General features: G+C 72.6%; 16 protein-coding genes. 10 read left to right on the top strand and 6 right to left on the bottom strand.

The features are described from left to right. Positions 1 to 10: 10 nt before the first annotated feature. Genes ACFRIC_RS20165 through ACFRIC_RS20155 form a run of 3 tightly spaced genes read right to left on the bottom strand, consistent with a single transcriptional unit; the run spans position 11 to position 2,725 of the window. A complete protein-coding gene (locus ACFRIC_RS20165) occupies positions 11 to 772 on the bottom strand; it encodes an amino acid ABC transporter ATP-binding protein (protein ID WP_382787508.1) in 762 nt (253 codons plus the stop codon). Further along, positions 769 to 1,734, bottom strand: a complete 966-nt coding sequence (locus ACFRIC_RS20160; RefSeq protein ID WP_382787506.1) for an amino acid ABC transporter permease — start codon at positions 1,732 to 1,734, stop codon at positions 769 to 771. Before ACFRIC_RS20160 ends, ACFRIC_RS20165 begins: the two co-directional genes overlap by 4 nt. A 28-nt stretch (positions 1,735 to 1,762) precedes the next feature. Continuing rightward, positions 1,763 to 2,725: an ABC transporter substrate-binding protein gene (locus tag ACFRIC_RS20155; RefSeq protein WP_382787504.1), complete on the bottom strand. Its 963-nt coding sequence runs from the start codon at positions 2,723 to 2,725 to the stop codon at positions 1,763 to 1,765. A gap of 538 nt (positions 2,726 to 3,263) precedes the next feature. On the opposite strand from ACFRIC_RS20155, the gene ACFRIC_RS20150 reads away from it, so the two are divergent. The 4 genes from ACFRIC_RS20150 to ACFRIC_RS20135 all read left to right on the top strand — a co-directional run bounded on the left by ACFRIC_RS20150 (position 3,264) and on the right by ACFRIC_RS20135 (position 6,654). Continuing rightward, complete coding sequence (locus ACFRIC_RS20150; RefSeq protein ID WP_382787502.1) at positions 3,264 to 4,487, top strand: NADP-dependent malic enzyme; 1,224 nt, start codon at positions 3,264 to 3,266, stop codon at positions 4,485 to 4,487. A gap of 259 nt (positions 4,488 to 4,746) precedes the next feature. Then, complete coding sequence (locus ACFRIC_RS20145) at positions 4,747 to 5,712, top strand: zinc-binding dehydrogenase (protein WP_382787500.1); 966 nt, start codon at positions 4,747 to 4,749, stop codon at positions 5,710 to 5,712. 139 nt (positions 5,713 to 5,851) lie between these two features. Continuing rightward, entirely contained in the window at positions 5,852 to 6,061 is a 210-nt protein-coding gene (locus ACFRIC_RS20140; protein WP_148010429.1) for a helix-turn-helix domain-containing protein, read from the top strand. Then, the gene (locus tag ACFRIC_RS20135) at positions 6,061 to 6,654 is read left to right on the top strand and encodes a Clp protease N-terminal domain-containing protein (protein WP_382787498.1); all 594 of its coding nucleotides are present in this window, start codon (positions 6,061 to 6,063) and stop codon (positions 6,652 to 6,654) included. The genes ACFRIC_RS20140 and ACFRIC_RS20135 overlap by 1 nt, the downstream gene beginning before the upstream one ends. Positions 6,655 to 6,861: 207 nt before the next feature. On the opposite strand, the gene ACFRIC_RS20130 is transcribed toward ACFRIC_RS20135, so the two are convergent. Both ACFRIC_RS20130 and ACFRIC_RS20125 read right to left on the bottom strand, forming a co-directional pair. Then, complete coding sequence (locus ACFRIC_RS20130) at positions 6,862 to 7,938, bottom strand: helix-turn-helix transcriptional regulator (protein ID WP_382787496.1); 1,077 nt, start codon at positions 7,936 to 7,938, stop codon at positions 6,862 to 6,864. A gap of 1 nt (position 7,939) precedes the next feature. After that, positions 7,940 to 9,082 (bottom strand): DUF4097 domain-containing protein, encoded by a 1,143-nt coding sequence (locus tag ACFRIC_RS20125; protein WP_382787494.1) that lies wholly within the window; start codon positions 9,080 to 9,082, stop codon positions 7,940 to 7,942. A 164-nt stretch (positions 9,083 to 9,246) separates the two neighbouring features. Between ACFRIC_RS20125 and ACFRIC_RS20120 the strand changes: the two genes are divergently transcribed. After that, on the top strand, positions 9,247 to 10,080 hold the full coding sequence (locus ACFRIC_RS20120; protein ID WP_382787492.1) for a hypothetical protein: 834 nt from the start codon (positions 9,247 to 9,249) through the stop codon (positions 10,078 to 10,080). Between the two features lie 39 nt (positions 10,081 to 10,119). Here the strand turns inward: ACFRIC_RS20120 and ACFRIC_RS20115 are convergent, their stop codons facing one another. Beyond that, complete coding sequence (locus ACFRIC_RS20115; protein ID WP_005312030.1) at positions 10,120 to 10,302, bottom strand: DUF6104 family protein; 183 nt, start codon at positions 10,300 to 10,302, stop codon at positions 10,120 to 10,122. A 181-nt stretch (positions 10,303 to 10,483) separates the two neighbouring features. On the opposite strand from ACFRIC_RS20115, the gene ACFRIC_RS20110 reads away from it, so the two are divergent. From ACFRIC_RS20110 to fxsA, 5 genes are all read left to right on the top strand, one after another. Continuing rightward, positions 10,484 to 11,503, top strand: coding sequence for a CU044_2847 family protein (locus ACFRIC_RS20110; RefSeq protein WP_382787489.1), 1,020 nt, complete (start codon positions 10,484 to 10,486; stop codon positions 11,501 to 11,503). 68 nt (positions 11,504 to 11,571) lie between these two features. Next, a complete protein-coding gene (locus ACFRIC_RS20105; protein ID WP_382787487.1) occupies positions 11,572 to 13,623 on the top strand; it encodes a trypsin-like peptidase domain-containing protein in 2,052 nt (683 codons plus the stop codon). A gap of 157 nt (positions 13,624 to 13,780) precedes the next feature. Next, complete coding sequence (locus ACFRIC_RS20100; protein WP_382787485.1) at positions 13,781 to 14,803, top strand: AAA family ATPase; 1,023 nt, start codon at positions 13,781 to 13,783, stop codon at positions 14,801 to 14,803. A gap of 7 nt (positions 14,804 to 14,810) precedes the next feature. Further along, the gene (locus ACFRIC_RS20095) at positions 14,811 to 18,125 is read left to right on the top strand and encodes an SAV_2336 N-terminal domain-related protein (RefSeq protein ID WP_382787483.1); all 3,315 of its coding nucleotides are present in this window, start codon (positions 14,811 to 14,813) and stop codon (positions 18,123 to 18,125) included. Positions 18,126 to 18,178: 53 nt separating this feature from the next. After that, on the top strand, positions 18,179 to 18,475 hold the full coding sequence (gene fxsA / locus ACFRIC_RS20090; RefSeq protein ID WP_382787481.1) for an FxSxx-COOH cyclophane-containing RiPP peptide: 297 nt from the start codon (positions 18,179 to 18,181) through the stop codon (positions 18,473 to 18,475). Positions 18,476 to 18,633 lie beyond the last annotated feature (158 nt).

Below are 18,633 nucleotides of genomic sequence, written 5' to 3'. Positions count from 1 at the left end.
CGGTCCCCGGTCAGAGGACCTTGGAGAGGAACGACTTCGTACGCTCGTGCTGCGGGTCGGTCAGGACGTCGCGGGGGTTGCCGGACTCGACGACCACACCGCCGTCCATGAAGACCAGGCTGTCGCCGACCTCGCGGGCGAAGCCCATCTCGTGCGTCACGACGACCATCGTCATACCGGACTCGGCGAGGTCGCGCATGACGTCGAGGACGTCACCGACCAGCTCCGGGTCCAGGGCCGAGGTCGGCTCGTCGAAGAGCATCAGCTTCGGGTCCATCGCCAGCGCGCGGGCGATCGCCACGCGCTGCTGCTGGCCGCCGGAGAGCTGCGAGGGGTAGTTCTTCGCCTTGTCGCCCAGTCCGACACGCTCCAGCAGCTCCATCGCGCGGGCCTGGGCGTCCGCCTTCTTGGCGCCCTTCACCTGGATGGGCGCTTCCATGACGTTCTCGACGGCCGTCATGTGCGGGAACAGGTTGAAGCGCTGGAAGACCATGCCGATGTCACGGCGCTTCAGAGCGACTTCGCTGTCCTTGAGCTCGTAGAGCTTGTCGCCCTTCTGGCGGTAGCCCACCAGGTCACCGTCGACGTACAGCCGGCCGGCGTTGATCTTCTCCAGGTGGTTGATGCACCGCAGGAAGGTCGACTTGCCGGAGCCGGACGGGCCGATGAGGCAGAACACCTCACCGGTGTTCACCTCCAGGTCGATGCCCTTGAGGACCTCCACCGGGCCGAAGGACTTGTGGACGCCCTCCGACTTCACCATCGCGGTCATGCCTTGCCCCTCTCACTGCCGAGCCCGATCAGGTTCGCCTTGATCTTCTGGAAGACCGTCGGCGGCAGGCTGCGGCTGGAACCCCGTGCGTAGTAGCGCTCCAGGTAGTACTGGAAGACGCTGAACACGCTGGTCATGGCCAGGTACCAGATGGAGGCGACGAACAGCATCTCCATGACGGCGTACGACGTGGAACCGATCGCCGAGGTGGAGCGCAGCAGCTCGTTGTACGTGACCGCGTACACCAGCGACGAGGTCTTCAGCATGTTGATGAACTCGTTGCCGGTCGGCGGCACGATCACGCGCATCGCCTGCGGGATCACGATCCGGAACAGCGTCCTGGTGTGGCTCATGCCCAGGGCCTGCGCGGCCTCCGTCTGACCCTCGTCCACGGCCAGCAGGCCGGCGCGGCAGATCTCGGCCATGTACGCGGCCTCGTTCAGACCGAGACCCAGCAGGGCGCACATGAACGGAGTCATGACGTCCGTCATCTCGTTCTTGTAGATCGGCCCGAGGTTGAGAACCGGGAAGATCAGCGCCAGGTTGAACCACAGCAGAAGCTGGACGTAGACCGGGGTGCCGCGGAAGAACCAGATGTACAGCCACGCGACCGTGCTGGTCACCGGGTTCTTCGAGAGCCGCATCACCGCGAGGACGATGCCCAGCACCACACCCACGATCATGGCGAGGATGCTGATCAGCAGCGTCCGGCCGGCGCCCTGGACGACACTGGACACGAAGAGCTGGTCGCTCACGGTGTGCCACTGGATGTTGCCGTGCGAGAACGCGATGCCGAGTGCCACCAGCAGAGCGATGACGATGATGCCGCTGACCCACCGGCCGTAGTGGCGGACGGGGATCGCCTTGATCATGTCCGGGGCCGGCCCGGACGTGCCGCTCGTGGGCACCGCGTCGTTCGGAGGCGGTGTGTCCGAGGCGGACTTGTCGAGTTTGTCAGTCACGTGACTGCCCTTCAGTGGTGCGCTCGGCTTACTTGCCGCCGTTGATCGCGGACTGCTCGATCGCGCCGGACTGCGCGCCCCACTTCTCCAGGACCTTCTGGTACGAGCCGTCCTTGATGATCGCGTCGACGGCTTCCTTCAGAGCGTCACGGAGCTGGGTGTTGTTCTTGTTCAGGATGATCCCGAACGGGCCCGCGTCGTACTGCTTGTTGATGACCTCGAAGGCCTTGCCGCCGTCGGCCTTGTTGGCCAGGTCGACCGCCACCGGGTAGTCGTTGATACCGGCCACCGCGCCGCCGGACTTCACACGGGTCTGCGCCTCGGTGTCGTTCTGGAACGACTCGATGGTGATGGCCTTCTTGCCGGCGTCCGTGCACTTCTTGGACTGGTCCTTCAGGGCCGTCTCGTACGTCGTGCCCTGCTGCACGGCGGCGGTCCTGCCGCAGAGGTCCTCGATGCCCTTGATGCCCTCGGGGTTGCCCTTCTTCACGTAGATGGCCGTACCGGCCGTGAAGTAGTCCACGAAGTCGACGCCCTCGCCGAGCTTCTTGCCCTTGTCGTCCAGGCCTTCCTGGCGCTGCTTGTTGTCGGTGATCGACGACATGCCGATGTCGTAACGGCCCGAGTTGACGGCCGTGATCAGACCGTCGAAGGAGCCCGAGGTGAACTCGAACTTCACGCCGAGCTGCTTGCCCAGCGCCTCGGCCAGGTCGGGGTCGACGCCGACGATCTTGCCGCCCTCGGTCGACTCCATGGGGGCGTACTCGGCGTTCGTGCCGACCTTGATGACGCCCGCGTCCTGGATCTTCTTGGGGAGCTTGGAGAACAGGGGGGCGCTGTTGGACTTCGCCGACTCGGTGGAGCTGCTGCCGCCGCCGTTCGTCTGGTCACCGCAACCGGTGAGGATCAGGGCGCCGGCGACCGCGATCGCGCCGACCGCTGCTATCCGGGACTGAGCGGCCTTGCTACGACGGGTGGTGCGTGCGGTCATGAGGGTTCCTCCGGCGGATCAGGGAGTAGCCGATAGGTCGACGGAAACACACACCTTCGAGTGTCGCGACCTCGTGTAATGACGGCATCTTGCCATTCGGACCGCGAGATTCAGGGTGACCGCTATGTCAAAATCGGATAACGGGTGACCCCCGAACCAACACCGGGTGATCGTCTACGGCCGGATCATGTGCGGGAATCCTCCCTTCCGGCCGGAAGATCTTCGGCGCGCCGCAGGAAGCGGAAGACCGCTACACGGCACTCGTGTCCGAACGAGGACATGTCCGGACGTGTCAATGGATCAAGGCATGAGTCATCTCACCGACGTGTGATCTTGGCTCTATGGACTCGTCCTCGACACCGTCCGTCCGGTAAGAAGGTTCTTTACACCCCTCATCCGGGGCTCAGGGCGCGTGTGCGGCGCGCCCGTCGCGCAGCGGCCCGTACGCAACCACGGCGGCAGGGCCTGCGCGGTGCCCGCCCACCCCTCAACCAGGAGTGGCCACCCTCGATATTGAAGACTTAAGGGGTAAAACAAAGTGGCAGCGGAGATCGTCAATCCTCGCAGCGACAGCAGTAGGGATCAGGAAGACGGGGCGGAGCCCCTCGATTCCTTCGACCCGGCTTTCGCGCTGCACCGCGGCGGCAAAATGGCTGTGCAAGCCACGGTGCCGGTCCGCAACAAGGACGACCTGTCCCTGGCTTACACGCCCGGCGTCGCGAAGGTGTGCAGCGCGATCGCCGAGCAGCCGGAACTCGTCCACGACTACACGTGGAAGTCGTCCGTGGTCGCAGTGGTGACCGACGGCACGGCAGTGCTCGGGCTCGGTGACATCGGCCCGGAGGCCTCGCTCCCCGTCATGGAGGGCAAGGCCATTCTGTTCAAGCAGTTCGGTGGAGTGGACGCGGTGCCGATCGCGCTCGCCTGCACCGACGTCGACGAGATCGTCGAGACCGTGGTCCGGCTCGCTCCCTCGTTCGGCGGCGTCAATCTGGAGGACATCTCGGCACCGCGGTGCTTCGAGATCGAGCGCAGGCTCCAGGAACGACTGGACATTCCCGTCTTCCACGACGACCAGCACGGGACAGCGGTCGTCACCCTCGCGGCCCTGCGGAACGCCGCGAGGCTCACCGGGCGCTCGCTCGGCGACCTGCGCGCGGTGATCTCCGGCGCGGGCGCGGCGGGTATCGCCATCGCCAAGTTCCTGCTCGAGGCGGGCCTCGGCGATGTCGCGGTCGCCGACCGCAAGGGCGTCGTGTCCCGTGACCGGGACGACCTGACGGACGTGAAGCGCGAGCTCGCGGAGATCACCAACAAGGCGGGGATCTCCGGTTCGCTGGAGGAGGCGCTCGCGGGCGCCGACGTCTTCATCGGCGTCTCCGGCGGTACGGTTCCCGAGCCGGCGGTCGCCTCCATGGCCGAGGGGGCCTTCGTCTTCGCGATGGCCAACCCGAACCCCGAGGTGCACCCCGACATCGCCCACAAGTACGCGGCCGTCGTCGCGACGGGGCGGTCGGACTTCCCGAACCAGATCAACAACGTGCTGGCCTTCCCGGGGATCTTCGCCGGTGCGCTCCAGGTCCGGGCCTCCCGGATCACCGAGGGCATGAAGATCGCCGCCGCCGACGCGCTGGCCGCGGTCGTCGGGGACGACCTCGCCGCGGACTACGTCATCCCCTCGCCGTTCGACGAGCGGGTGGCCCCGGCGGTCACGGCCGCGGTGGCTGCCGCCGCCCGGGCCGAGGGTGTCGCCCGCCGCTGACGCACCACGTCCTGCTGGGCCCCGCCGGGAACTCTCCCGGCGGGGCCGGCTGCTTTTTCGCCCCCTAGCGCCGTCCGGGGAAAGTTTCAGCCCCTCCGGCGATTGAGGAGCGGGGGGCCGGGGGCAGCGCCCCCGTGACGGGACGGGCAGGGGCGGAGGGGGCGAGACACGCTTGTGCCGGGGGCCACCCGGTCGGTGGGGGACGTGTCACAGGCGGAGGCGGTTCCCCCGGCCGGGGGCGGAGCCTATCGTCAAGGTCATGTTCGCTGCCTATGCCGCCCGAATCGACCGTGACCAGCCGCTGAACGGCCTGGAGTTGGGGGAGCGCCCGGCCCCCGGACAGAGGCCGGGCTGGACGACCGTGAACGTACGGGCCGCCTCCCTGAACCACCACGACCTGTGGTCGCTGCGCGGAGTCGGCCTCGCCGAGGACAAGCTGCCGATGATCCTCGGCTGCGACGCCGCGGGAATCGACGAGGACGGCAACGAGGTCGTCCTGCACTCCGTCATCGGCCAGAGCGGGCACGGGGTCGGCCCCGACGAGCCCCGCTCCATCCTCACCGAGCGCTACCAGGGCACCTTCGCCGAGCAGGTCTCCGTACCGACGTGGAACGTGCTGCCGAAGCCCAGGGAACTGTCCTTCGCGGAGGCGGCCTGCCTGCCGACCGCGTGGCTGACGGCGTACCGCATGCTGTTCACCAACGCCGGGGTACGGCCCGGCGATTCCGTCCTCGTCCAGGGAGCCGGCGGCGGCGTCGCCACCGCCGCGATCGTGCTCGGCAAGGCCGCCGGACTGCGGGTCTTCGCGACCAGCCGGGACGAGGCCAAGCGCAAGCGGGCCCTCGAACTCGGTGCCGTGGAGGCGCTGGAGTCCGGGGCGCGGCTGCCGCAGCGGGTGGACGCGGTCATCGAGACGGTCGGTGCCGCCACCTGGTCGCACTCGATCAAGTCGCTGCGTCCCGGCGGAACCGTCGTCATCTCGGGCGCCACCAGTGGTGACCGGCCCTCGCACGCCGAGCTGACGCGGATCTTCTTCCTCGAACTCAAGGTGGTCGGCTCCACCATGGGGACGAAGGACGAGCTGGAGGATCTGCTGGCCTTCTGCGCGGCCACCGGTGTGCGGCCCGTCGTCGACGAGGTGCTGCCCCTCGACCGGGCCCGCGAAGGCTTCGAACGGCTGGAGTCCGGCGACCTGTTCGGCAAGATCGTGCTGACGACGGGCTGACGCAGGGCGCGGGAACACAGGAACGGCGGGTCCGGATCACCGGGCCCGCCGTTTCGTTCGTCGGGGACGTCCGGGGTTCAGCCCGCTCACGGTGTCAATTTTGGTTGACAGGACTCGAGTGTCAACGTAGGTTGACATCATGACCGAAGCAACGGATCTCGCCGAGCGCGCGGGTGATCGCGATCCGCGGATCGGACTGCGGGCGGTCTCCGCGCTGCGGAGGCTGCTGGAGCAGTTGGAGGCGGTACAGGTGCGCAGTGCGCGCCATCAGGGGTGGTCGTGGCAGGAGATCGCCGCGGAACTCGGAGTGAGCAGGCAGGCCGTGCACAAGAAGTACGGGAGGCAGTGATGTTCGAACGCTTCACCAAGGATGCGCGTGCCGTCGTCGAGGGCGCGGTCGCGCACTCCGAGCGGGTGGGCGCCGAGACGGTCGAGGAGGAGCACATGCTCCTGGCTCTCCTGGACCGGGAGGGCAGCCGGGCCTCCTTCGCCCTCTCCTCGCTGGGGGAGTCCGGGTTCCGGGAGTCGCTGGAGCGGGACCTCGCCGAGGCGCGGCGCAGGGGCGGACTCTCGCGCGCCGACGCCGACGCCCTCTCCGGGCTCGGTATCGACCTGTCCGAGATCGTCTCCCGGATCGAGGAGGCGCACGGAGAAGGGGCGCTGGAGTCGGGCAGGCGCGGCGCGAACGGCAGGCGGGCCCGTCGGCGGCCCTTCGGGCAGGAGGCCAAGGACGTGCTGGTGCGAGCCCTGCGGATCGCTGCCGCCCGACGGGACCGGCACATCGGCGACGAGCACCTGCTCCTGGCGGTCACCCTTCGGGGCGGGGTCGCCGCCGAGGTGCTGGCCGACCACAACGTCACCTACACCTCGGTGACGCGCGTCCTGTACGGCGAGACCGGACCGGCCGGCGAGGCGGGGATGCCGGAGGCGGAGGCGGGCTGAACACCGGCTGGGGACCCCGGGGGTGTGGGTGAGCGAGGCCTCCCGGCCCGGGGTCGAGCGGGGCGCCGCAGGGTTGGCGAGCGAGGCGAGCGGGGCCGGCAGCCGGGGCGAGCGGGGCCGGTAACCGGGGCGAGCGGGGCCGGAGACCGGGGCGGCGGGGCCACCTTCGTGGTCCCGCCGACCATGTGCCCGGCGTCTAGGGGGGAGCTACGGCCGCTTGCTGCGCAGGGTCGAGCCGATGTGGGCCGCCGCGGCCGACAGGTGGCGGCGGACGTCACGGAGCTGGTCCTCCGTGATCCCGTGGTCGCGGGACGTGTCGCGGATGTCGTCGCGGAAGCGGTCGAGCAGCCGGTCGAGGTCCCGGGCGGGGTTGCCCGTGGAGTCCTCGTGGGCCCAGTCCGGTTCGTACGCGGCGGGGAAGTCCTCCGGCGTGGCCGAGTACTCCGCGTCCACGGGTGCTCCGGAAGGCGTGCGGCCGAAGCCGAACTCCTTGCCGAGATCCTTCCCGAAGTCCTTGCCGAAGTTCTTCCCGAAGTCGCCGAACTCCTTGGCCAGTTCGGTCAGTCCCTCGCGCACGCCCGTCGGCCAGTCGCCCCGCGCGAAATGATCCTGGACCTGGTCCTGGACACGCTTGGCCATGCGCTGCATCTCCTCCTGGGCCTGCGCACGGGCCTTCTCCTGGGCCTCCTTGGCCTGGCGGCGGGCGCGCTGGGCCTCGTCGCGGGCGCGGCGGCTCTCGTCCTTCGCGCGGCGGGCCTGTTCCTTCCACTCGTGCCGGACGCGCCGCATCTCCTCCTTCGCGGCCCGCCACGACTCCCTGTCCTGGAAGTCGTCGAGGCCGGGGCCGCCCGTTGGATCGCCGTGCTCCTTCGGCCGGGCGCCCGCACCGGAGCCGTGGCGCGCCTCCGTGGCCGCCGCCCGCATCTCGCGGCGCAGGTCACCGGCCGCGCCCCGGACGTCGGCGCGGATCTCCGCCGCGAGCTCCGCGACCGACTCGCGGATCTCCAGCTCCAGATCGGCCAGCTCGCCGCTGCGGTCGGCCAGTTCGGCGCGGCCCGCGTCGGTGATCGCGTACACCTTGCGGCCGCCCTCGGAGGTGTGCGTGACGAGTCCCTCGGCCTCCAGCTTCGCCAGCCGGGGGTAGACGGTGCCCGCCGAGGGCGCGTACAGGCCCTGGAAGCGCTCCTCCAGGAGGCGGATCACCTCGTATCCGTGGCGCGGGGCCTCGTCCAGCAGCTTGAGGAGGTACAGACGCAGTCGGCCGTGGGCGAAGACGGGGGCCATGTCAGAGCACCTTCTTGTCGGTCGAGTCGGCCGGCCGGCCCTCGGTGGCGCCGTCGCGCGGTGTGTCGCCTTCCGCGCCGCCCGCCGTGGCGGTGCCGCCAACCGTGTCGTCGGCGCTGTCGGTCGCGGTCGCCGTCGCGGGGGCGCTCGCCTTGTCGTCGGCCGAGCCGGCCGTCGAGCGGTCGGCCGTGTCGGCCGTGTCGTTCGCGGTGGTTGCGGCGGTCGTGTCAGGGGGTGTGTCGGCGGTCGTGTCCGGGGCGGAGTCCGCGGTCGTGTCCCGGCTGGTCGGCCGGGCCGTGTCGCGGGGTTCGGGGACGTCCTCGTACGGCTCGTCCTCCGTCGGTGGCCTGCGCAGCAGGGCGATCGAGCCCGAGACCGTCATCGCCCGCAGCCTGCCGTTGCCCGCGCCCAGCCGGCCGGTGATCTTCTTGGCGCCCCACTGGCCGTTGACCCGCAGGTCCTCGAAGGCGCTGGAGACGCTGCCGCTCGCGGTGTTCGCCTCCACCTCGGCGTCCGCCGGGTGCGGGAGCCGGATCGCGATCTCACCCGAGACGTTCGACAGCCGGACGTCGGTGGGGGAGCCCGTGGCGTCCAGGTCCACGATCATCGAACCGCTCACCGACTCGGCCCGCACGGAGGTGCCGGAGCCCTCGACGACGGTCAGGTCGCCGGAGACCGAGTTGAAGTGGAGGTCGCCGGTGACGGCCTGCGCCTCCAGGTTCCCCGAGACGGTCTCCACGCGCACGGGGCCCGCGACGCGGACGAGCGTGGTGTCGCCGGTGACGCCCTTCACCTGGACCCGTCCGTCCGTCCCCGAGACCACGGCGGCGGCGCCGACCACGCCCACCTCGACGTGCGTGCGGGTCGGGACGGTCAGGGAGACCACGGCCGCACGGCGCCAACCCTTGCGGTCGAGCCACTTCAGGAAGCCCTTCCACGGAAGGTCGTCGTAGGCCACCGTCAGCGTGCCGCCCTCCTGGGTGACCTGGAGCGGGGGGCCGTCCAGTTCCGACACCTCCAGGCGGGCGGAACCCTCGTCGGTCCCCACGACGTTCACTGTTCCGTTGACGATGCGTACGTGCACCGTCTGGACGGGGCCGTCGAAGGAGAGCTTCCTCGGCTCTGTCACGGACCACTCGGACATGGTGCAGACCTCCTCGACCGGACCGGACCCTCGTGCGAGCCCGAGCTCGACGCGGCATATCGCGTCTTCCGTATTCACGATATATCGCGGATGCGCAAAGTCAAGACACCCGTTCTGGGGATCATGGGGGCGTCGAAGTGGGCAATTCGCCCTAAAGTGGGGCTATGTCGACTCCCTCCGGCGCGTCCAGGGGCGACCGCCCGGCCCCCGGCGCCCTGTTGCTGTGCCGGGCCCGCCCGGAGTCGGTCGGCCCCGCCGTCCAACTGCTGCGCGAGCGGATGCTGCTCGCCGGAGCGGGGCCCGACTGGAGCGTGCTGGTCCCCGAGGGCAGGCCCTGGCAGGAGGGCGTGGAACCCGTCGACCGCGTGCTCACCGGCTGGGCCGCGGCGCTCGCCGTCGGCGCGCCCTGGCCCGTGCTCGCGCTGTGGTGGGACACCGACCGCAGCGGCTTCACCCTGGCCTCCGGTTTCCGGCGCACCGTGGGCTACGAATGGCTGGCGAACGGCACCCCGGTCGGCGAGGACGAGGCGATGCGCACGTTCGCCGCCCGTCTGGGCCTCGATCCGGTGCTCGACATGCAACTGCTCGAGCCGCTGACGCAGCCCGACCCGGCGGCCGACGCGCACGCGCGCGTGAGCGGGCTGCTCGCCGTCCTCACACGCGCGGGGGTGATCCTCCCGGCCGGGGTCGACCCCGGCGAACCCGTGGAACGGCTGCGTGACGCGGTCCGGATCCTGCCGGACGCCGAGCAGGTCGAGTGGAACGGCTGGCGCGCCGCCGTGGGCGCCGAACTCGACGTCGTGGAGAGCGGCGGTCTCGGGCCCTGGCTGCGCGGCCCCAAGGCCCGCACCCTGTCCGCGGCCCAGCTCGCCGTGGGCCTTCCGCTCGCCGCCTGGGGGATCCGGCGGCACAGCGGCGGCTGGATCGTCGCCGGCGCCGTCCTGATGCTCCGCGGCGCCCTCGGTCTGGCGTACGACCACCTGCGCGCGTACGACTGACCCCTCGCCGCGCGAGGGCGGTGCCCGGAGCCTCCGCTCCTACTCCTCGTCGTCCTCGTCGTCCAGGCGGGCCAGCCAGGTCGCCAGCCGCTCGACCGGCACCTCGAAGTCCGGGTTCAGGTCGACGAACGTACGCAACTGCTCGGCGAGCCACTCGAAGGTGACCTCTTCCTCGCCGCGCCGCTTCTCAAGTTCCTCGATGCCGCGGTCGGTGAAGTACATGGATGGTGCTCCGTGGGTGAAAGGGAAGTGGAACGCTGGGAAAAGGATAGGCGGGGGCAGGGGCCAGACGGAGGGGCTCCGGGGGCGGGGACGTGCGGAGGGCCTCTGTCGTGCGGGGGCCGCCGACGCTAGCCTGCAAGGTCGGCTCGGACCACGGGGGCGTGGGGGAACGGGGGATGCCATGAGCGACGCGGTGACGCGCATCGCACGGATCGAGATGCCCGACGGGACACCGGTGTGGGCCCGGATCTCGGGAGCGGACGAACTGGAGGATCCCGGCGGCGAGCTGTCGCTGACGGACGTCGGCTTCGCGGAGCGGGTCGAGGCGCAGGTCGAGTCCCTGCAGTCGCTGATCACCGGGGTCGCCCGCTCGCTCGCGGCCCCGCTGCGCGCGGTGCGGCCCGACGAGGTCAGCGTCGAGTTCGGCATCGAGCTGACGGCGAAGGCCGGCAAGGTGGTCGGACTGCTCGCGGACGGCGAGGCCAAGGCGGGCATCACGGTGACACTCACCTGGAACGGCGCCCCACCCGACCTGGAAGGCACCGTGACCACCGCCCCGCACGCGGGGCGACCCGACGCGGACGGGTCCGGGACCACCGCCCCGCACGCGGGGCGACCCGAGACGGACGGACCGGGGACCGCAGTCCCGCGCGCGGGGTCACCCGCCCCGGACGGGCCCGGGACCATCCCGCAGGCGCGGCCGCCAGCCTCTGCCGGAGGAGACGGGGGCCTCCCGCACGCGGGGTCACCCGCCCCGGACGGGCCCGGGACCATCCCGCAGGCGCGGCCGCCAGCCCCCGCCGGAGGCACCGGGACCACCGCCCCGCTCGCGGGGCGACCCGAGACGGACGGACCGGGGTCCGTAGTCCCGCGCGCGGGATCGCCCGCCCCGGACGGGCCCGCGGCCATCCCGCAGGCGCGGCCGCCAGCCCCCGCCGGAGGCACCGGGACCACCGCCCCGTGCGCGGGGCGACCCGAGACGGACGGACCGGGGACCGCAGTCCTGCACGCGGGATCACCCGCCCCGGACGGGCCCGGGACCATCCCGCAGGCGCGGCCACCCGCCCCCGCCGGAGGGGACGCGACCCTCCCGCACGCCGGGTTACCCGGCCCGGACCGGGCGGCACCGCGCGCGGGCGCGTCTCCCGGCGCCTCGGTGCACGGTGGGGCCACCGACCCCTCCGGCGGGGGCGGGGCATGACGGACGGGCACGCCCCGGGCGCATCGGGCGGCCCCGGGAACGCTCACCGTGCGCTGCGTGATCTCGTCATGGCCGCCACCGTGCGCATCCATCGCGCGGGCCCCGGGTATGCCCTGGACGAACCCGGCACGTTCCTCGGGAGCGGCTTCTTCATCGCTCCGAACTGGGTTCTGACCTGCGCGCATGTGGTCCGGAGCGGGGAGGGGAACGAGGTGACGGTGGTGTACGAGAGGGGACCGGGCCGCGGTACGTCCGCCGTCACCGGCGAGGTCGCGACGGTCCTCCCGGACCGCGCCGGGCTGCCGGCCCGCGGCACCTGGCCGTCCCCCGACCTCGCGCTGGTACGGCTGCGAGAGCCGGTGGACCACGACTGCGCGTACGTCACCGAGCGCCCGGCCGCCTACTACGAGGAGTCCGTCGTCCTCTACTCCGGCTGGTCCGTGGTCGGCGGGGAGCTGCGCCGGCTGAGCGGCACCTGCACGGTCCAGGGCACGCTCGGCGGCTGGTCCGACGACGAACAGATCCGCCTCGGCGGCGACGTGCTGCCGCCCGGCGTCTCGGGCGGGCCGGTCGTGGACCCCGTACGCGGTGAGGTCGTCGGTGTCCTGAAGTCGCGCACGGACCGCGGTCTGGGCGGGACCTGCACGGGCGTGGAGCAGTTGCGGTCGCTCCCGGTGCCGGCCGAGGAGCCCACCGCCGAGCACGACGACCCGTACCACGCCGTCTTCCACGCGCACGACCGCTATCACCGGGACCGGCAGCGCCACCCGGACACCGACCGCAGCACCTGGGCCGACGTCCAGAACCAGCTCGGCGCCCGGCCCGGCCGGGCCCTCAGCCCCGAGGAGCGGACCCAACTGCTCGGCAGGCTCGCCGATCTGCCACCGCCCGCCAGCACCCGCGCCCTGCTCGGCCTGCTCGAATCCCTGCTGGGCGACCAGGCGGCGATCCCGCACCCGGCCCCGCGCGGCTGGCGCGACGGGCTCGGGGCGCTGTACGAGAGCTCGCGCCAGGACGCGGCCCTCGACCTCGTCCTCGACTACGCCATGCGGGCGATGTCCGCCGAACGCCCCTTCGTCACGCCGGGCACCCGGGCCGCCGAACGGGCGCTGTGGGAGTGGGTGCGGCAGACCGCCGAGGGCCGTCCCGGCCCCGCCTACCGACGCCGCCTCGGCCAACAGTGGATCGAACGGCTCCAGTTGGCGCCCCACGACCGTTCGACGGTGGAAGCAGGAGCGGCGCACGCCACCGCGCGGAGCGCCGATCGTGCGCCCCGGCTCTACGTCCTGCTCGAACTGGAACAGCTCGGCTGGGAGCCCGGCCGCTGCGACTGGCACGTCTCCGTGGGCCGGCCGACCGGGGAGGTGGTGCGGCTGCGGGACGGCGACCGCACCCCGCTGGAGGAACTGCCCGCCGTCCTCGCGGCACCCCTCACCGAGGCCTTCCGCCAGTGCGACGAACCCGGACGTCCCGTCGACCTCCAGGTGGCGCTGCCCCACCTGCTGCTCGGACTCGACGTCGACGCCTGGCAGTTCGGGCCGGACGAGGCGCCGCTCGGCGCCCACCGGCCCGTCGTCGTACGCTGCGCCGACCGGGAACAGCTCCCCGAACCCGCCGACACGGCCTTCGACGCCGGAAAGCCGCTCCCCGCCGACGAGGAGCGGCACGAGCGCGAGGCCCGCTGGCGGTGGATCCACGCACACGGCGCGCAGGCCGAGGTCCTCGACTGCGAGGACGGCCTGCGGGTACCGGTACCGGCGGCGGAGTCGCTGCGCGGCCTGCCGCACAGGACCGTCCCGGTGCTCTGCCGCTACGGGGACCACCGCTTCGAGGACGACCCGGTCGCGCTCGTTCGGATCGTGCACGGCGGATACGGCGTCGCGCTGTGGCGGCGCTGGCGCGGCCAGTCCGAAGCGGTCTGCGGCGAGTTCCACCGAAGAGCCGGCGACACGGTGGCGGGCGCGGGCGGCGCGGACCGGCTCCCCGCCCTCGTGCACGCCCTGCGGGCCGGATTGCGCGAGGGCCGGCCGGAGACCTACTGGGCCCATGGGATCGCCCTGTTCTACGACGACCCGCGCCGGCCCCTGCCCGGGACCGGAGACCTGCTGGAGGCGCCATGACCGCATCGGTGGAGCCGTTGTCGCACGATGCTCGAAAGAGGCCGAACCGGGCTGCCACGAGCCCCTCTTGGGGCCTTACGGGGCCCTCCGTGGATCGATACGGTGAGGCGACGATCGACGGTTTCCGGGGTGGACGAGTGACGACGAGGACTGGGCAATGACCGATTCCAGCGAGTGGCTCATCTACCGAGGCGCAGGCGAACCCCACGACGGCATGAACCGGCTGCCGGCCCCGCCGCCGTGGCGCGACTTCGCGAGCCGGGACGCCACCGACGGCGACGGCTCCGAGGACCGCAGGCTGGGCGCCTACCGGCACCTGGCCGAACTGCACCGGCCCGGCGCCGAGGAACTCGAGATGATCAACGCGGCGCTCTATCTGCGCCGGCCCCTGCTGGTCACCGGCAGCCCCGGCGCGGGCAAGAGCACGCTCGCGCACTCGGTGGCGTACGAACTCGGCCTCGGCAACGTCCTGCGCTGGCCGATCGTCAGCCGCTCCACGCTGCGGGACGGCCTCTACCACTACGACGCGATCGCCCGGCTCCAGGACGTGCAGCTCGCCGCCCCGCACGGCGCCGGCCCCGCCGAACCCGGCGCCCCCGGTTCCGTCGAGGGCATCGGCAGCTACATCCGGCTCGGCCCGCTCGGCACCGCGCTGCTGCCCTCCGAGACCCCGCGCGTCCTGCTCATCGACGAGCTGGACAAGAGCGACATCGACCTGCCCAACGACCTCCTGAACGTCCTGGAGGAAGGCGAGTTCGAGATACCCGAACTCCAGCGCGTCGCCGACCGGCTGCCCGACGGCGAGGCCGCGGTGCTCACCGCCGACGGCACCAAGGCCCGGGTGCGCGACGGCCGGGTGCGCTGCCACGCCTTCCCCTTCGTCGTCCTCACCAGCAACGGCGAACGCGACTTCCCCGCCCCGCTCATGCGCCGCTGCATCCACCTCGAACTGGGCCGCCCCGACCACAAGCGGCTCGCCACCTTCGTACGCGCCCACCTCGGCGACGAGGCCGCGCGCGCCGGGGACGACCTGATCACCCACTTCCTGGAGCGCTCGCGCAGCGAACTCGTCGCCGCCGACCAGCTCCTGAACGCCATCCACCTCACCGACGCCGCGGCCCCGCCCAGCCGCGACCGGCTCGCCGACCTGCTCATCCAGCGACTCGACCGCCCGAGGTGACGCGCTGATGACCGGCGGCGACCCGATCGCCGAACTCATCGCCCGGATACGGCGGACCGGGCTGGATCCCGATGCCCGGCAACTGGCCGACGCGCTGTGGCTGGCCCGCTGGTCACGCCCGACGGACGGGACCGGCGACGAACAGGGCGGCGCACGGCCGTCCGGCCGCGCGACGGCGGCCGAGGACCCGGCCGCCGGACGCCCGGACCCGCGGGGAGAAGAAGGAACGGCGCCCGGCGACCGGTCCGGCCCGGCGTGGCCGGACACGGAACAGGACCGGCGCGTCGCCCTCTACCCGGTGCCGCGCGACGGCGCGCCGCGCGGCTACGGACAGGGCCGCTCGGCGGTGCTGCCGGTCGGCGTCCCCGCCGCGCCCGCGTTTCCCTCCCCCCTCGAACTCCAGCGCGCATTACGCCCGTTGCAGGCGTACCGCACCGCCGCACCACCCCTGCGCACCGTCCTCGACGAGCCGGAGACCGCCGAACGGACCGCCCGGGCGGGCGGGTTGGTCCTGCCGGTGTTCCGCGGGGTCACCCGCGCCGACGCCGCGCTCCAGCTCGTCATGGACGCCTCCTCGTCCATGCGCGTGTGGGACCGGATGTTCGCCGAACTGGAACAGGTCTTCAGCCGGCTCGGCGCCTTCCGGGACATCCAGATCAGCCACCTCCACCAGGGCCCGGACGGAGAACCCGCCGTCAGCCGCAGCCCCGAACCCGGGGCGGCCCCGCTGCACTCCGCCGACCGGCTCAGCGACCCGACGGGCCGCCGCGTCACCCTCCTCGTCAGCGACTGCGCGGGACCCCTGTGGCACAGCGGCCACGCCCACCGACTCCTGCACCACCTGTCCCGACTGGGCCCCGCCGCCGTACTCCAGCCGCTGCCGCAGCGCATGTGGAACCGCACCCGGCTCCCGGTGTCGTACGGCGAACTGACACGCGGCGAAGCCCTCGCGGGCGCCGCCACACTCAAGGTCCGGCTGCCCGCCGGCACCCCGCCGGAGGCACGCGGCGGCGCGCTCCCCGTGCCCGTCCTGCCGCCCGAGCCCGCCGCGCTCGGCGCCTGGGCCCGCCTGCTCTCCGGAGCCGGCGCCGGACCCGTGGCCGGCGCCGTCGGCTGGGTGCGCAGGCACCACGAGCCCGCCCCGAGCGCCCGCCCCGGACGCCGGATGTCCGGGCTCGAACTGGTCAGCCGGTTCCGCTCCAACGCCTCCAAGACCGCGGGCCGACTGGCCGGCTATCTGGCCGCGGCCCCCCTCAGCCTCCCCGTCATGCAGCTCGTCCAGCGCACCATGCTCCCCGACTCCGGGCCCGCCGAACTGGCCGAAGTCCTGCTCAGCGGGCTGGTCTCCCGCGCCAAGGCCGAGGACTACGGCGCGGACGGCACCCAGTGGTACGAGTTCGCGCCCGGCGCGCAGGAAGCCCTGCTGTCCCCGCTGGGCCTGGACGAGGCCATGCTGGTGCTCAAGCACTGCTCCGAGTACATCGAGCAGCGCTTCGGCAAGGGAGGCCCCAACTTCCCCGCCCTGGCCCTGGCCCAGCTCGGCGAGGACGGCTCCGGACCGCCCCTGTCGCCCGGCGCCGGATACCCGGGCGAGAACGGTGACAACGGCGGCGCCACCCTCGTCCCCCAGCCCTTCGCCGAGGTCGCCGCACGGGTACTGGAGCGATTCATGCCGCTGCCTGAACACTTCGCCACCTACGCGCCGACCCGCCACCCCGACGACCCGCCGGGCCGCGGGCCCACCCACCCCGCCGTGCTCAGGGCCCGCTCACTGGCCGGCCAGTTCGGCAGCGACCGCATGGTGCAGGACCTCATCGACGCCGTACAACTGCTGCGCGGCGCGACCGAACACGAAGTGCTCCCCGGCGCCGACCCCGAACTGTGGGCCGAGTACGCCAACTGCGTCCTGCTGCTGTGGGAGGTGCAGGGCGGCGCGGACCTGCTGCGCGAGGCGGAGGCCGCCGCCGAACGCGCCGTCGCGCACCCCCGGGCCCTGCGCGAGAGGGCCGTCCTGGCCCGGGTGCTGCACGCCGCCGCCACCGACCGCAGGCGGCGCGGCGACCGGCGCGGCGCGCTCGACCTGCTGCGACGCGCCGACCGCGAGTACGCCGTGGCCTGCGCCGCGCCCGACCTGGACGCCGCCGAGGCCCTGGCGCTCACCCTGGAACGGGTCCGGGCGCTGGAGGCGCAGTGGCGTCTCGGCGGAGACAGCGCGCTCCTCCAGGGCGCGGTCGGCATGCTGGAGGCGTTCGCCGACGTGTGGCCCGACCGGCGAAGCCGCCCCTCCGGGCTCCCGCTCGCCCACGGCCGCGTCCTGCTGCGCCTTTCGGGCGCCACCGCCGACCACGAACAGGCCAGGCTGTACGCGGAACAGGGCGCACGCTCCCTGCGCGCCGCCCTGGAGACCGAACCGGAGGACACGCCCGCGCCCGACGGCCGGTCCTCACGCGTCCGCATCCTCCTCGACCTCGTCGACGCGATCCTGGGGTCCGGCGGCGCGCTGGACGACGCCCGGGACCACGTCGAGGAGGCGCTCGCCCTGACCCGCGACCAGGGGCTGCGCTCCGCCCTGCTGGTGCGCGCCGGACGCGTCCACGTCGCCCGGTACGCCGACACGGGCGACCCGCGCGAACTCCAGGACGCCGCCGCGCGGTTCGAGCAGGCCTCCCGCGGCGTGCCCCGGGACGCCCCCGCGCACGCCGACGTCCTCGCCGAATGGGGCGAGGCCCTGCTGCGCCACGCCGTGGCGGACAGCGCGCGCGTCCCCGGCGAATCGCTGTACCGGGCCATCCGGGTGCTGCGGGACTGCCGTACGGAGACGCCCGCGGGCAGCGGTGAACTCGCCCACCGCCTGCAGCTCCTCGGCCGCGCGCTGATGCTGCGCTACCGCGCCCGCGGTGACCGGGTCGACCTGCGCGAGGCCGAGCACCTCTTCGGCCTCGCGGCCCTGGAGGACGGCCCGCCGCTCACCACCGCCCACTGCTGGCTGGAGCTCGGACAGGCCCAGTTCGAGGCGTACCAGAGCCTCGGCCGCAAGGCGCGGCTCGACGAGGCCATCGACGCCTTCCGGGCCGCGGCCGAGTCGGCCCGCGAGGCCGAGGAGGACGCGGAGACGGAGCGCTCGCGCCAGGAGGCCGTGGAACTGGCCGCTCGGGCACAGCACTGGCGGGGTATGTCCTACGAAGCGGCGGCGCGCCCGCGTGCCGCGCGCGAGGCCTACCGGGCCGCACGGACCGAGTGGTCCAGGCTGCCGGACGGCGTCGCGAGCACGGGAGAGCCGACGGCCCGCCAGACGGCACAGCGGCTGGCCGAGCTGGAGTGAGAGCGCCTGCCGGCGGCCGCCGGGGCGGAGTCAGGGACGGCGAGGGAGACGACATGGGCGCACGGGACGACGCGCAGGACGGGATACGGGACGACGACGCGCGGGACGGGATACGGGACGACGACGTACGGGATGGCGTGTGGGACGACGCCGTACGGGACGACACCGTCGCGGACGCGGCGACCGGGGCGCCGGATCCGGCGGACCTCCCGGTCCCCGACCTGCTGGAGCTGGACCTCGCCGAGCTGCGGACCGTCCGACACCCGGTCCTGACGGACGTGCTGGCCGACCTGCGAGCCCGCGCCGGAGAACCGAGCGAGATGCTCTGGGGGTTCAACAACGCCTTCTGAACCGCGAAGTGAGCGACCGCCCGGACAACCGTCGCTCACCAGCGGTCAGTTCAAGGCCAGCCACCCCTGTGAATGAACCGGACAACTTCGGACGGCCGGTGTTTGTGACCGGCACGCGGACGGGCATGTCGCCCGGTACGGGCAGGGGGCCGTGGCGC

The sequence above is a fragment of the Streptomyces sp. NPDC056738 genome (assembly GCF_042790435.1).
GTDB lineage: Bacteria > Actinomycetota > Actinomycetes > Streptomycetales > Streptomycetaceae > Streptomyces.
Note: the sequence above shows the minus strand (reverse complement) of the source record. Positions and strands in the feature narration are given on the sequence as shown.

Coding starts and splice junctions, on each gene's coding strand:
- ACFRIC_RS20095 (WP_382787483.1), top strand. CDS start 14,811: ATGACCGGCGGCGACCCGATCGCCGAACTCATCGCCCGGATACGGCGG.
- ACFRIC_RS20130 (WP_382787496.1), bottom strand. CDS start 7,938: ATGGCCCCCGTCTTCGCCCACGGCCGACTGCGTCTGTACCTCCTCAAG.
- ACFRIC_RS20105 (WP_382787487.1), top strand. CDS start 11,572: ATGGCCGCCACCGTGCGCATCCATCGCGCGGGCCCCGGGTATGCCCTG.
- ACFRIC_RS20115 (WP_005312030.1), bottom strand. CDS start 10,302: ATGTACTTCACCGACCGCGGCATCGAGGAACTTGAGAAGCGGCGCGGC.
- ACFRIC_RS20165 (WP_382787508.1), bottom strand. CDS start 772: ATGACCGCGATGGTGAAGTCGGAGGGCGTCCACAAGTCCTTCGGCCCG.
- ACFRIC_RS20100 (WP_382787485.1), top strand. CDS start 13,781: ATGACCGATTCCAGCGAGTGGCTCATCTACCGAGGCGCAGGCGAACCC.
- ACFRIC_RS20155 (WP_382787504.1), bottom strand. CDS start 2,725: ATGACCGCACGCACCACCCGTCGTAGCAAGGCCGCTCAGTCCCGGATA.
- ACFRIC_RS20145 (WP_382787500.1), top strand. CDS start 4,747: ATGTTCGCTGCCTATGCCGCCCGAATCGACCGTGACCAGCCGCTGAAC.
- ACFRIC_RS20120 (WP_382787492.1), top strand. CDS start 9,247: ATGTCGACTCCCTCCGGCGCGTCCAGGGGCGACCGCCCGGCCCCCGGC.
- ACFRIC_RS20125 (WP_382787494.1), bottom strand. CDS start 9,082: ATGTCCGAGTGGTCCGTGACAGAGCCGAGGAAGCTCTCCTTCGACGGC.
- ACFRIC_RS20135 (WP_382787498.1), top strand. CDS start 6,061: ATGTTCGAACGCTTCACCAAGGATGCGCGTGCCGTCGTCGAGGGCGCG.
- fxsA (WP_382787481.1), top strand. CDS start 18,179: ATGGGCGCACGGGACGACGCGCAGGACGGGATACGGGACGACGACGCG.
- ACFRIC_RS20140 (WP_148010429.1), top strand. CDS start 5,852: ATGACCGAAGCAACGGATCTCGCCGAGCGCGCGGGTGATCGCGATCCG.
- ACFRIC_RS20110 (WP_382787489.1), top strand. CDS start 10,484: ATGAGCGACGCGGTGACGCGCATCGCACGGATCGAGATGCCCGACGGG.